At 58.4% G+C, this 13,783-nt stretch carries 11 protein-coding genes, 1 tRNA gene and 1 riboswitch; of the genes, 1 reads left to right on the plus strand and 11 read right to left on the minus strand.

Features of this window, described 5'->3' with window-relative positions; translation table 11 throughout:
• The first annotated feature begins 1 nt into the window (after position 1).
• Entirely contained in the window at positions 2-1,717 is a 1,716-nt protein-coding gene (locus NW848_RS10865; protein ID WP_041438042.1) for a helicase HerA domain-containing protein, read from the plus strand.
• On the opposite strand, the gene NW848_RS10870 is transcribed toward NW848_RS10865, so the two are convergent.
• From NW848_RS10870 to NW848_RS10920, 11 genes are all read right to left on the minus strand, one after another.
• Positions 1,687-2,931: an FAD-dependent hydroxylase gene (locus NW848_RS10870; RefSeq protein WP_414511102.1), complete on the minus strand. Its 1,245-nt coding sequence runs from the start codon at positions 2,929-2,931 to the stop codon at positions 1,687-1,689. The genes NW848_RS10865 and NW848_RS10870 overlap by 31 nt on opposite strands.
• Before the next feature lie 2 nt (positions 2,932-2,933).
• The gene (locus tag NW848_RS10875) at positions 2,934-3,926 is read right to left on the minus strand and encodes a methyltransferase domain-containing protein (RefSeq protein WP_011429086.1); all 993 of its coding nucleotides are present in this window, start codon (positions 3,924-3,926) and stop codon (positions 2,934-2,936) included.
• A gap of 214 nt (positions 3,927-4,140) precedes the next feature.
• Complete coding sequence (gene metE, locus NW848_RS10880; protein WP_099812596.1) at positions 4,141-6,384, minus strand: 5-methyltetrahydropteroyltriglutamate--homocysteine S-methyltransferase; 2,244 nt, start codon at positions 6,382-6,384, stop codon at positions 4,141-4,143.
• A 405-nt stretch (positions 6,385-6,789) separates the two neighbouring features.
• A riboswitch (cobalamin riboswitch) is annotated at positions 6,790-6,995 on the minus strand.
• 14 nt (positions 6,996-7,009) lie between these two features.
• Positions 7,010-7,084 (minus strand) — tRNA-Arg (locus NW848_RS10885).
• Positions 7,085-7,117: 33 nt separating this feature from the next.
• Positions 7,118-7,603 carry a molybdopterin synthase catalytic subunit gene (locus NW848_RS10890; RefSeq protein WP_011429088.1) on the minus strand — a complete coding sequence of 162 codons (486 nt, stop codon included), beginning with the start codon at positions 7,601-7,603 and terminating at the stop codon, positions 7,118-7,120.
• On the minus strand, positions 7,604-7,903 hold the full coding sequence (locus NW848_RS10895) for a MoaD/ThiS family protein (protein WP_414508842.1): 300 nt from the start codon (positions 7,901-7,903) through the stop codon (positions 7,604-7,606).
• The gene (moaC, locus tag NW848_RS10900; RefSeq protein WP_011429090.1) at positions 7,842-8,936 is read right to left on the minus strand and encodes a cyclic pyranopterin monophosphate synthase MoaC; all 1,095 of its coding nucleotides are present in this window, start codon (positions 8,934-8,936) and stop codon (positions 7,842-7,844) included. The genes NW848_RS10895 and moaC overlap by 62 nt, the downstream gene beginning before the upstream one ends.
• Positions 8,937-8,940: 4 nt before the next feature.
• Positions 8,941-9,879: a GTP 3',8-cyclase MoaA gene (gene moaA, locus NW848_RS10905; RefSeq protein WP_011429091.1), complete on the minus strand. Its 939-nt coding sequence runs from the start codon at positions 9,877-9,879 to the stop codon at positions 8,941-8,943.
• A gap of 1 nt (position 9,880) precedes the next feature.
• A complete protein-coding gene (locus tag NW848_RS10910) occupies positions 9,881-11,044 on the minus strand; it encodes a molybdopterin molybdotransferase MoeA (protein ID WP_011429092.1) in 1,164 nt (387 codons plus the stop codon).
• Positions 11,022-11,495, minus strand: coding sequence for a nitrate reductase associated protein (locus tag NW848_RS10915; protein WP_011429093.1), 474 nt, complete (start codon positions 11,493-11,495; stop codon positions 11,022-11,024). Before NW848_RS10915 ends, NW848_RS10910 begins: the two co-directional genes overlap by 23 nt.
• Positions 11,492-13,594 (minus strand): molybdopterin oxidoreductase family protein, encoded by a 2,103-nt coding sequence (locus NW848_RS10920; RefSeq protein WP_414402476.1) that lies wholly within the window; start codon positions 13,592-13,594, stop codon positions 11,492-11,494. The genes NW848_RS10915 and NW848_RS10920 overlap by 4 nt, the downstream gene beginning before the upstream one ends.
• Between the last annotated feature and the right edge of the window lie 189 nt (positions 13,595-13,783).

The raw sequence follows: 13,783 nt of genomic DNA on the forward strand, positions 1-13,783 counted from the left end.
CATGACCGCTCCCCAACCGCTAGCCACCGTCATCCAGGGATCCCTGAGTCGGGGCTTGGAAGCTCGCCTCAACCCCGGTGTCTCGGTAGAAGACCTGCGGGTGGGCAAGTTTGTGGTGATCCAGGGGGAGCGCCACCGCTTCTTCGGCCTGCTCACCGACGTTACCTTAGCAACCAGCAACCCGCAGATCTTGGTCAATCCCCCCCGCCCGGAAGAGACCCTGCTGCAGGAGGTGCTGGCGGGTACCGGCACCTACGGGGTTATCGCCCTCACGCCCATGCTGATGCTGGTGCCGCGGCAGACGGAAGCAGAGAGGCTGTATCCCCTCATCGATCCCAAGCGGCCAGACGACTGCGGCTCAGCCCCTCCTGCTGCCGAGGCGATGGAGCTGTTGCCGGTGAAAACGGTGCCGGCCCACTTTTCCCAGGTGTACGAGGCGCGGGAGCTGGACTTTCGCACCGTCTTCGGCTGGGAAGACGACCCCACTCGGCGCAACTTCGCCATCGGCCAACCCTTGGACATGGCGGTGCCCATTTGTCTGGATCTGGATCGCTGGGTGGAGCGCAGCAACGGCATCTTCGGCAAGTCCGGTACCGGCAAATCCTTTTTGGCCCGCCTGATCCTGGCGGGCATCATCCGCAAACGGGCGGCGGTAAACCTGGTTTTTGATATGCACTCTGAGTATGGCTGGGAGGCGGCCAGCGAGGATAGGCAGGCCACCACCGTCAAGGGGCTGCGGCAGCTCTTCCCCGGCCAGGTGCAAATCTATACCTTGGATCCCGATTCCACGCGGCGGCGAGGGGTGCGGGATGCCCGCGAGCTGTTTATTGCCTACAACCAGATCGAGGTGGAGGATCTGGCGCTGTTGGCAGAGGAGCTCAACCTCTCCGAGGCCAGTCTGGAAAACGCCATTATCCTGCGCAACGAGTTTGGCCGCGACTGGATCAGCCGTCTTTTGAGCCTTTCCAACGCCGAGATTCAGGAGTTTTGCGAGCAAAAAATGGGCAACAAGGCCTCGATCCTGGCCCTGCAGCGCAAGCTCACCCGTCTCGACGACCTCAAGTACATCCGCAACAGCCTGCCCCACAACTACATCGGCGAGATCCTGGAGGCCCTCAGCCGCGGCATTCACGTGGTCATCGAGTTCGGATCCCAGTCCAACCTGCTCTCCTACATGTTGGCGGCCAACGTCATCACCCGCCGCATTCACCAGGCCTATGTGCAGCAGACGGAGCGGTACTTGCAGTCCAAAAATCCCCTCGACCGGCCCCGGCAACTGTGCATCACCATCGAGGAAGCGCACCGCTTTCTGGATCCGCGGGCGGCCAAGCAGACCATTTTCGGCACCATCGCCCGCGAGATGCGCAAGTACTTTGTGACGCTGCTGGTGGTGGATCAGCGCCCTTCCAGTCTCGACCGCGAGGTGATGTCGCAGTTGGGCACCCGCATCACGGCCCTTCTCAACGATGACCAAGATATCGAGGCTGTGTTCACGGGTGTAGCCGGCAGCCAGAACTTGAAAACGGTGCTGGCCAAGCTGGATTCCAAACAGCAGGCCCTGGTTCTCGGCCATGCCGTGCCCATGCCGGTGGTGGTGCAAACCCGCTCCTACGACCAGAGGTTCTACGCCGAGATCGCCGATCCCGATTGGTCAGAGGCCGCCGATGCGGAGGTGCTTTGGGCAGCTCAGAAGGCCAAGGAGGAACTGGGGCTGTAGGGAGGGCTGCCCCACAGCCCGGTCATCAGGCGCAGCAAAAAGCGCCGCAGCGGCGGAAAGCGTATCATCCCTATCAAAACCAAGCGCCGCAAGACCACCAGGGGCCAGTAGGAGTTGGAGAAAGTGCGGGTGAGGAGATCCGTAAAGAGCAACACCACCCAGTTTTCCCAGCGGCGACGGCGACCGTAGCGCCGCAGGACTTGGACCTCTCCCAAATCCTCCTGTCGTCTCCAGGCGTCCAGCAACACTTGGGCCAAGGCAGCGGCATCGCGGATGCCGAGGTTCAGCCCTTGGCCAGCTACGGGATGACAGTGGTGAGCGGCGTCCCCCACCAAAGCCAGGCGGTGCTGATAGTAGCGGCGGCTCTGGCGCAGGCGGGCCGGGAAGACTTGGGGCGGGTTCAGCAAGGTAAGGTAGCCGCCCTGGTCGCCGTAGTAGCGCTGCATCTCGGCCAAGAAGTCGGCCTGGGAAAGGGCCAGCGTGGCCTTGGCCTGCTCGTGGGGCAGGATCCAGACCACCTGGCAGCGGTTGCCGGGCAGGGGCAGGATGGCGAAGGGGCCGGCAGGCCAAAAGCGCTCGTAGGCGACGTTTTGGTGGTCTTGGGCAGGGGCCACCAGGGCGGTGATACACGACTGCCAGTAGTCCCAGCCGTCGCTCGGGATCCCTGCCCGCTGGCGCACTTGGGAGCGCAGGCCATCGGCGGCTACCACCAGGGAGGCGGCCAGCCGGCGGCGGCCTTGGGTCGTTTCCAGCTCTACCTCAGCCGCAGCCTCCCCGTAGGTTACGCTCTCCACCCTGGCTTCGTAGTAGCAGGTGATCTGGGGATCGGCAGCCACCCGCTCCTGGAGCACCTGCTGCAGCCGAGCATGTTCGCCGCAGTAGAAAACTGCCGTTTCCCCCACATCCTCCGGCCTAAACGTCACCCGCTGGGGAGCGTCGGCGTCGGTCAGAATCACCTGGGCAAAGGGTGTGATGTGGGGAGCCAGCGCCTCCCACACCCCGATGGCCCGAAAGATGCGGATCGACAACGGCGAAAAGGCATAGGCCAAGGGGCGCTGCCTGACTGCCTCAGCCGACTGGGCCTCAATGAGGGCCAAGCGCAGGCCGGATCCCTGCAGGGCACAAGCTAGGGTCAAGCCCGCAATGCCGCCGCCGACGATGATCACGTCGTAAACGGCTGCCAAGGTAGTCGGAGTGGGAGCAAGGGTTGTCATTTCTAGTGCTGAGTGCTGTGGGCAACTACTTCTGGGCGGGCGGAGTTTGCCGGCGTGGCGGCCCGCACCGCTCGGAACATGCCAAAGCGGCAGAGGCCAGTGCCGAAGGCCAGGCGCATGAGCAAGAAAGTGGGCACCTCCCGCAGCGACTTGATCAAGCCCACCAAGCCAAACTTCAGCAACCCTTCGGGACGGACAACCCCCTGCCAGATGGAATCCAGCCAAGAAGGAAGAGTTTCTTGCGTCCAGTCGGCAGTTTGCACCTGTCCTTCCACCAGGCCCGTGGCTTGCAACTGTTCGGCAAACCCCTCGATGCTGGAAAAGGCGGGGTGCGACCACTGATCCAACAACTGCCGCATCACCAGCCGCTCCCAGAAGTTGAGGGGCTTTTGACGGTCGTCGCGCTGGTTCCAGTCCGCCACCACCAAGATGCCGCCTGGCTTGAGCACCCGCAGCATCTCGCTGGCGTAGCGAGCCTTGTCCGGCATGTGGGGCCCCGCCTCGATGGACCAGACCACATCAAAGCTGGCGTCGGGGAAGGGCAGGTTGAGGGCGTCGGCCACCTGAAACCGGACGGGCAGATCGGGGGGGGTGAGCTCCTGGGCCCGCTGCACCTGCTGCGGGCTGATGGTGATGCCGGTCACCACAAAGCCATAGTCGCGGGCCAAGATGCGACAACTACCGCCAATGCCGCAGCCCACATCCAACACCGTCGTCCCCGGCGGCAGCCGATCCAGCCCGCCCCAGCGCACCATCTCGTGGACAAAGTCGTGCTTGGCCTGGATGAAGTTCTTCCGCCGCGGCGGGGATCCGTAGTGGCCCAGGTGAATATGCTCGCCCCAGTAGAACTCCAGGATCCCGTCTCGCGTCCATTCGTCGTAGGCGCGGGCTACCGATTCAGGAGAGCGGTACTTGCGGGCGGTCAACAGGTAGGCTCCCAATCCTATAGCTAGGAGCAGGACTAGGCCCCAAAAAACCCAGAGTGTTGGATTCATTAGAACTACCTTGAGATGGCTAGAGATGGCAATTGATGATTGTTGCTGCGGTGGCAACAGACACAGCGGGGATCCCTTCTGGCCTCCGTTGATCCAGCGGAGCAAAGCCCCACTCTCATCTTGCCCTATTTGCCAGCCGCAAGGCGGCCTAGGAGTGTCGTAGCCGCACGGTTGCCCGCGGAGGAGACGCTGGCCTGAGCAACCTTGCCGGGGGCTAGGTGGCCTGGAGCTCCTCCCTTAGACGCTGAGTGGCTGCCACCATGTTTTTCAGGGCAGGGATCACTTCCTCCCAGCGGCGGGTTTTTAGGCCGCAGTCGGGGTTGACCCAGGTTTGCTCTAGCGGCAAGTGGGCCACTCCCAGGCGCAGTTGCCGGAGAATCTGCTCGGTGTCGGGCACCGCCGGGCTGTGAACGTCGTAAACGCCGTTGCCTACCTGGTGGCGATAGCCGGCTTGGGCAATCTGCAGCAAGGTTTTGTTGCTGCTGCGGCTGTTTTCGATGGAGAGGACGTCGGCATCCAGACGCTCGATGTGCTCGATGATGTCCCCGAACTCCGAGTAGCACATGTGGGTGTGGATCTGGGTTTCGGGCTTGGCGCCAGCGGTAGTCAGGCGGAAGGCCTCCACCGCCCAACTTAAGTATTCTGGCCAGCGCTCTTTTTTCAAGGGCAGCCCCTCTCGCAGCGCTGGCTCGTCCACCTGCACCATCGCGGCTCCGGCAGCTTCCAAGTCGGCCACCTCTGCCCGCAGGGCCAGGGCAATTTGCAGGGCCTGCTCGCGACGGGAAACGTCAACGCGGGGGAAGGACCAGTTGAGCATGGTTACCGGCCCTGTCAGCATCCCCTTGACCGGCTTTTGAGTCAGAGATTGGGCCACCTTGAACTCCCGCACCGTCATGGGGCGAGGGCGAGACACGTCGCCGTAGAGAATGGGGGGACGCACGCAGCGGCTGCCATAGCTCTGCACCCAGCCGTGCTCGGTAAAGGCAAAGCCCTGCAGTTGTTGGGCGAAGTATTCCACCATGTCGGTGCGCTCGAACTCACCATGCACCAGCACATCCAGGCCAATTTCTTCTTGGATGCGGATGCACTTGGCAATTTCGGCGTCGATGGCAGCTTCGTATTCGGCCTGGGAGATCTCGCCCTTTTTGTACTTGACCCGCCACTGCCGGACTTCGGGGGTTTGGGGAAAAGAGCCGATGGTGGTGGTCGGCAGCGGTGGCAGCTTGACCTGCCGGCCTATACGCTGCTCGTAGGGAAGGGAGCGCTGGAAGTCCTGCGCCGTCAGGTTGGCCAAGGCCTGGCGCACTGTAGAGTTGGGGGGATTGAAGTCCTGGAAGGCCTGCCACTGCTGCTCCAGCTCCTGCTGCTGGGCGGCGGTGTCTTCGCCGTTGAGGGTGCGGGCCAGCAGAACCACCTCGGCCAGCTTCTGCTCGGCAAAGCTGAGAACATTGCGCAAAGGCTCTGGCAGGTGGGTTTCCAGAGCAGCGTCGTGGGGCACAAATTGGAGCGAGCAAGAAGGCTGCACCCGCAGGTTGGGGGCTAGGGCTTGCAGCTCTTGCAGAGTGGCCAGAACGGCTTTGGGCTGGATCTGCCAGACGTTGCGCCCGTCCACTACCCCCGCCCCCAGGATCTTGTCGGCGGGGAAGCCGTGGGCTCTGACCAGTTCCAGGTTGTGGCCGCGGGTGAAGTCGAGGCTGAGGCCAGCTACCGGAAGCTCCACCGCCCAGGGGTAAGTCTCCCCCAAGTCGTCAAAGTAGGTAACCAGGTGGAGAGGGATCCCCACGCTTGCAAGCCAGCGGTAGGTCTGCTCCACCGCTTCCTGAAGACTTTTGCCTTCGCTGGTCACCAAGATGGGCTCATGGACTTGCACTTCCCGGATCCCCAGGCGCTGCAGCTCCTGCAAGAGTTCTCTGTAGAGAGGAAGCAGCTTCTCCAGATCCCCCCGCAACTCGCCAGAGCGCTGGCTTAGAGCAAGAAGGGTAACCGGACTGAGGAGGACGGGGCTGGTGCGGTTTCCTAGGATCCCTTGCGCCCGTCGCACCGTGGCCAGGAAGTCGTCGAAATGGGCCTGAGGGATCGCGTCGGCCTCAATTTCCGGCACCAAGTAGTGGTAGTTGGTGTCAAACCACTTGGTCATTTCCAAGGCCGGCAGCCCCTCCTGCCCCCGCGCCATGGCAAAGTAGCGCTCCAGGCCTGATAAGCTCTGAAACCGGGAGGGAATCAGCCCCAGCCAGGTGGCCCAGTCCAAAACGTGGTCGTAGAGGGTTTGATCTCCTACGGCAATGTGGTCGAGGTTGGCCTGTCGCTGGGTTCGCCAGGCCTGACTCTCCAGATCCTGCAGCGTCGCCAACAAGGCTTCCGCCTCCAGGGTGCCGCCCCAAAAGGCCTCCAGGGCTTTCTTCAGCTCGCGGCGCTTGCCCATGCGGGCATAGCCTAGGGTTTGAGTTTCAATGGCCATAAGGTACCTTGTCCTGAATCGAATTCGGTAATTGAGGTTGCCGCCAGTTGTCATCCAACCTAGGCAGCAAGAGATGGCCGCCGACATGCCTATCGGTGGCATCCCGGCAGAAGGTTTTCCCTAGGCCAGGAAACCTGCCGGAGCTGTCAAGGCGTTCCTTCACCCTGGCGGCTTGCCCACTCTGCACAGGGGGATGCCCAGAGGACTCTTTTGTGCAACCAAAGCGAGCAACCGTCCTCCTAGCTGCCCCTGAGCTAACTGCTCAGCTCTCTTGTCCGCGCTTTTGACTGAGTGCCTACGATCCGAGAGCGTCGAAAATCCGTAAGCAGGCCGATGAAAAAACTTCGAGACGGGAACGGGCTAACGTCAAAATGGGGAGCATATCTGTACCTCGCAGATATGGTGAACTGTGGAAAAACCGCCGGCGGGCATTCTGACTTGCTCAGTTTTGGAGGGGCTGGCTTGCGTCTCAAGGCCTCTTGCAACAACGAACTAGGGATCCCAAGTCCAAAACCGGCTCACAGCTGCGGGACAGCGGCAGATTCTCACTGCACTTTCCCCGTTGCCTCTGACGGCTGATCCCCGTCAGAACCGACAGTAGACTTTATCCTATCACTGGTTTTAGCGGGACTGGGCGGATTTGAACCGCCGACCTAGCGCTTAGGAGGCGCTTGCTCTATCCAGGCTGAGCTACAGCCCCAGGTCAGGTACCTCACTGATACTAGCAGAGAGGCTAGGGGGTATCGCCGCAAGGCTGCCGAGCAATAGCGTTCTTATGGAATTGCTGGAACAAAGGCTTTGCTTTCTGACACAAAACCCAACGCGGCGGCTCACCCCAGTAGTACTCTTTTTTCCAAATGGGCAAGCGCTCCTTGATTGCATCAATGATGTAACGTGCTCCAGCAAAAGCGGCGCCGCGATGTTCAGCTGTAGCACCAACCCAAACCGCAATATCACCAATTGCAAGATGACCCTGGCGGTGACAGGCAACAGCACCGCAGAGGCCAAACTTGGCGTGGGCTTCTCGGAGGATCTTCTCGCCCTCCTTCTGGGCAAGGATCTCGTAGACTTCGTACTCCAAGCTGAGAACAGGTTTGCCCTGGCTGTGGTTGCGTACCCAGCCCTCGAAGGTTACTAAGGCACCCGCTGTGTTATTGACGAGCAAACGACTGAGTTCAGCTGGCTGGATGGTGCTATCCACAATTAGAAAACGCAGCATTTAGCCCCCACAAACTGGTGGAATGAAAACTGCCAAGGCACCTTCATCTATCGGCCTAGTCAAGTCACAGAACTCATGATTGACAGCAACCTTAACGTCCTCCGCTGCTAGCGAAAATCCATACTTTGCTTGCAGCTGCTGATAGAGCTCTAGGTAGTTTGCTGCACTGGTTTGCAGCACTTCGCTGCTCCGCTGAGCCTGTTCCCGCAGCACTGCTACATATTGAATTGTTACGGTCTTACTTAGGACAGATTGAGTTACCATGGCTGCAACTACCCCAAACTGATTGGAAAGTGGCATACTCCTCGGCGGTATTGACGTTCATGAGCTCGACCTCATGGTTGGGGGTAACTAGGGTGCAGGGCTGCCTGCTGAGGATTTCCACAGGGCAGTACACCCCTTCCGCGTAAGCCCTTTCTAGTACCGCTGCAGCTTGAGGAGTATAGATGGCGCAAAGAGCTTCCGGGAAGCCGCGCTCGGGGTTAACATAGCAAGTCGCGATTGTTTCGGCTTGGTAGTGATCCAGCAGCTTTTGGATTGTTTCTGACCGAAGGTTCAGTAGATCACAGGCAACAACCAACCAGTTAGCTTCAGGATGAGTATTCAAGGCAGTCAATAGGCCACTGATCGGGCCAACGCTTTCTACTAGATCTGGTAGTGTGGGCAAGAGCTCTAGAGCTGTGCCCGACCACTGACCGGCACGCGCTGACAAGTAAACCTGCTGGCAGTAGGGCTGCAGCAGTTCATAGAGATAGGCGGCGTGGGGTTTGCCAAAAGGGTTCAGCAGCGCTTTATCGCGACCCATGCGCTTGCTACGTCCCCCTGTGAGCACCAAGCCATAGAGGGGACGTTCCAGGAGGGCGTTTTTGCCGCCGGACTTAGTTACTAGGCGGGTCTCCTGGATGCAGATATGGGGCGACACCGACTTGCACATGTCATAGATTGTCAGCGCTGCTGTTGCCGCACCACAGAGAGCTTCCATTTCAACCCCTGTCTTAGCGCTGGTCTTGACAGTGCAGTGGATGGTTACAAGCAAGTGATCATCAATTGTGATATCAAAGGTGCAGTCTTCAACAGGGATCTGATGACAAAAGGGGATCAGTTGGTCAGTTCTTTTAACAGCCATTGTACCGGCAATGGTTGCTGTCTGAAATACCGGTCCTTTTTTCAGGTGGATATCTTGGCCAACAACATAGGATCTGAGAGCAGGTGGCAGTTGAACTCTTGCCCGTGCTGTGGCCGTTCGCAAAGACACCGATTTGTGGCTAATATCTACCATATGCGGATGGCCTTGAGCATTAAGATGGGCCCATGTACGATCAGCTTTGTCCATAGAGCTAGCCCCCTAAGCCGTACATTGGGTGTGAGACCTGCTCAACCCGGCGCAGTGGTTTCATCCCCAAAAGCTGCTGGTAAATTTGCTGACGTTGGCCTGGTGTTTTGTCTCGAACCGAGAGACCCTCCTCACTAAATAGGCAGGCAAAGAGACGACCATCAGCTGTCAAGCGCCACCGGGAACAGCTGCTGCAGAAGGGCTGAGACTCAGAGGCAATAAATCCAACTTTAACATTCTCGTCGATTGTAAAGTAAAACGCTGTCGAATCAGGTGCCGCTGGAAGGGGGGTTAGAGTATAGCGTTCTTGCAGACGGGCAATGCACTCTTGTGCTGAAACGTAGTGTTCTTCATAGAGAGAGTTGGCATAGCCGACCCGCATCAGCTCCAGAAAGCGAACTGTCACGCCTGTCTTGCGGGCAAACTCAACGAAATCAAATAGCTCGCAATCGTTGATCCCCCGCATTACAACCGTATTGACTTTGAGGCTAAATCCCCGGGCAATACCCTCCTGGATATTACGGAGAATATCCGCCAGGCAGTCGCGACGGGCAATTGCAGCTTGGGTGGAGGGCTGTAGGCTATCGAGGCTGACATTAAGGTTGAGAACATTGGCAGCCTTGAGAACGTCCCAGTAGCGGTGGAGCAGCAGGCCATTGGTTGTTAGGCTGAGGGACGGGATCTTCAGCTTGGCAAGTTCCTGAATGACTTCATCAAAGTCTTGCCGAACCAGAGGCTCACCACCTGTAATGCGAACTTCTTCAATGCCATAGTCCAGCAACTCGCCAATAATTTCTTTGTATTGCTGCGGAGTTAAGTAGCTACTTTTGTCCAGAAATTCTGGATGCAAAGGCATGCAGTAGCGGCAGCGAAGGTTGCATTGATCGGTTAGAGAAACCCTTAGCTTGCGAATGCGACGATTCCATTGATCCACTAGCTGCATCTTAGTACCACGGATAGAATTGGATGCTTTGCTCGGGGCTGAGGATAGTTTGAGCCGGGGGTAACTCTACAAAGCCATCGCTGTCTGTTAGAGCGATGAAGTCTCCGGAGTTGTTAGGCATAATCGGTGTAAAGACTCGGTTGGCGCTCATCTTAACGGGCACAAAAAGAGTGAGATTGGGTTTGAAGGTAATGACTTCACTTAGGTGCCCAGAGTCAGTGTTACGGTTGAGGAGATAACGATGCAAACATACAAGAGCTGAGATGGGGTTGCCTGGGAGGCCCCAAACTATAGTATTGGCCTGATGGTCGATGCCAAACCACATTGGCTTGCCTGGCTTTTGCGCCACGCCGTGGATGTAGGCAGTAACACCACAGCTTTGCCAGATGGCCGGCAAGTAGTCACACTTTCCCCTTGAAACACCCCCAGAGTAAATCAAGAGGTCGTAGTTTGGGGTATTGGCTTGGTAGTGGGTGGCAATGGCAGCAGGATCGTCCGGAAGGTGATCGGTCTCAACCTCGGTATACCCGTAGGCAAGAAGAGCCGCTCGGAGGGCCTCAGCGTTGGAGCGCCGCAGTTGGTAGGGTGCAGGGGTCTGCTCAATGGGAATCAATTCGCTGCCAGTTGCCACAACTTTGATGCGAGGAGTCCTCTCAACTTGGATGCGGCTGTAGCCAAAGGAGGCCAAGATCCCGACGTGGATGCTCTTGAGGGTAATGCCGGGGCGGAGAACCAGCGCTCCTGCAGAACAATCGCTACCTTGGGGATGAACAAAATCACCCCTGTTGCGTTCGACTTCCTGGGTGATGGTGGCAATTCCTCCCTCGATACGAATTTGCTCGTAGGGAATGACGAGATCACTACCCAGCGGCAGGGCACAGCCAGTCATCACTTCCAAGCACTGCTGCGGATCGGGCAGGGTGGCAGGGCTTGTCCCCGCAGGGGCTATGCCTGCAACAGCAAAGCTTCGCTGCCCAGCAGCATAAGCGGCATAGTTGATGGCGATACCGTCCATCAGGACCCGGTTAATTGGCGGGTAGTCCCGATCGGCGTAGATCGGCTCTGCCAAAACCCGGCCCACACAGCTTGCAATCGGGATCGACTCGGTTTTGGCTGGCAGCCAGTGGTCTTTAATAATGGCTTCAGCTTCCTGGACAGTGACCATAGGTGTGGGGTGCGGAAAATTCCTGAAAGGCAGGTAGGAAATTGCGGTTTTCGTGGCCAGGGCGACTGAGCTTAATGAGGGCAAAGCGCTGCAACGGGGTCAGCTTTTGCCATAGCTCAAGAGTCAGCACGACCCCCTTGGCTGCCGCCTGCTCAAGAACGCAGTCAGGGATGGTGGTAGCGTCTTCCCAGGCAGGGTTTGGATCAACAGTTACCTCAGCGGCCTGCTCTTGGCAGACACTTTCGATAAGGTGAATTAGGTAGGCGCGGTAGGCAGCTCGGTTGTCAGCGGTATCCGTTGGCAGGTCAACCAAACTTTGGCGCTGCTGGTAACTAAAACGCAGCCACTGATGTAACTTGAGCTTGATGCCGCACTGATCGAGCTTTAAGCGCACGATCATGGGAATGCAGCGAAGGCTGTCGGCAAAGTCTTGCTCAAACTTAAAGATCATTTTGGTGGCAGCTCGATGCGACTAAGCTTGACGGCACAGGCTTTGAGTTCAGGTTGCTTTGAGCTGGGGCAGGCAACCGGGTGGGTGAGAGCGTTACAGCTTGTATCATTGCCCCACAATGCCCCCCAGTGCATGGGCATGAACACTGTGCCAGGGCTGATGGCGCAGGTAATTTTAACCGGCAGGGTAGCCTTGCCGCGCCGTGATTCAATCCTCACCCAGTCACCCTCAGTTAGCCCTACCTTGCTGGCATCGCGGGGATGGATTTCGAGAAAGGGTTGGGGGTGCATTGCTCGGATTTTGGCGACATGTCCAGTGCGGGTTTGGGTGTGCCAATGGCCATAGAGACGTCCTGTGGTGAGGATGTAGGGATATTCAGGGTCGGGCGGCTCGGCAAGGCCGCGGGAATGGCTGGGGATAAAGCGGGCACGACCTGTGGGCGTTGGGAAACGGTGAAAGGACTCCGTCCCGCTGGCGCGATCGGTATAGAGGTTGTGGGTCTCCACTGAACCTGTGCGCGGATATGGCCATTGCTGAGGCCCCTGGCGCAGGAGCTCATGGCTGAGGCCAGACTGATCGCAGAGACGCCCGGCAGTTAGACCCACATATTCGGCAAAGACCTCAGCGCTATCGGCAAAGTCAAATGCCTTGGCAAAGCCCAGGCGGCGGCCTACTTCCGCCCAAATTTCCCAATCAGCCCGCGCTTCACCAGGAGGGTTACGCCAAGCTGGACAGAGGGTAACGCGGCGCTCCGAATTGGTCATGGTGCCTGTCTTTTCGCCCCACTGGGCAGCAGGGAGTACCAGATGGGCATAGGCAGTGCTTTCGGTGGGGAAGTAGGCGTCTTGGACAATCGTAAAGGGCGACCGCGCCAGAGCTGCTTCTACCCGACGTAGATCAGGCAGGCTCACCAGGGGATTGGTGGCGGCAATCCAGAAAATATCGAGGGCATCGGCTTCGAGGGCACGGATCATCCCCAGCGCATCAAGGCCAGGTTCAGGGTTAATTGGGCCAAGCTGCCAGTGCTGCTCCACTGCTGCCCGATCCTCTGGATTCGTAACCTTGCGGTAGCCGGGCAATAGATGTGCCAAGCCGCCCGCTTCTCGACCGCCCATAGCATTGGGCTGACCTGTTAGCGAAAAGGGCCCTGCCCCTGCAAACCCTATCTGGCCGGTGAGCAAATGGAGATTGATGAGGCTGGTCACCTTGGCCGTGCCTTCGCTGGACTGGTTAAGCCCCATCGACCACATGGAAAGCGTTTTCTGCGACTGCTGCCACAGTCGCGCAACAGCAAGTACCTCCTCAACTTCTAGGCCACAGCGGCTGGCTACTTGCTCAGGGGTGTAGTCGGCAACCAGGGCAGCATAGGCTTCAAAGCCTTCGGTGTGCTGGGCAATGAAGTCATGGTTGATGGCGCCCCACTGAATGAGTAGGTGAGCAATGCCATTGAGCAAGTCAATATCGCTACCTGGAGTAATCCTCAGATACAAATCGGCCTCCTCAGCCGTCTGCGTACGACGGGGATCCACCACAACAATCTTTAGGCTTGGGTCGCTTTTGTGGCGCTTGCGCAAGCGATTGAACAGAATTGGGTGGCATTCAGCGGTATTGGTGCCGATCAAAAAAGCCAGCTCGCAGCTATCGAGATCCGTGTAGCTACAGGGGGGGCCGTCCGAGCCGAGACTCTGGCTGTAGCCCTCTACGGCAGAAGACATGCAGAGGCGGGAATTGCTGTCGAAGTTATTGCTTCCTAGACACCCCTTAAGTAGCTTTTGGGCAATGTAGTAATCTTCGGTTAGCAACTGCCCTGAGCCGTAGATGGCAATCCTTTCGGGAGAGGTCTGGCGAATGCGCTCGACAATTAAATCCAGCGCTTGATCCCAGCTCACCGGCTGGAAATCCTCGCTGAGGCTAGGGCGATAGAGAGGCACCGTAGCCCGATTGCAATCGAGGGTTTCCAGGAGAGTCGCACCCTTAACGCAAACCATGCCCTGGCTGGACGGATGAGCTCGATCGCCGCGAATTTTTGTGCCGTCGGCCAGAATTTCTAGGCCACAACCAACCCCACAGTAGGGACAAAGGCTGCGTACGTTATCCATGTTCCCCCTCTGTTGTTACTTGGCTTGGTGTGGGCAAGGCGGCCGTAGGGAAAGAAGCTAGGGGTGTTGGGCCTAAGGCCTGCTTATCTAGCTGTCCTTGCCGCGGTTCTCACAAGTTCCAACGCCCCAGCCTAGAGACATTGACCTGGAACTTTTGTAGCTTGCGTTACTTTTTGCTCCTCACTATGC

The organism is Synechococcus sp. RC10A2 (assembly GCF_047502605.1).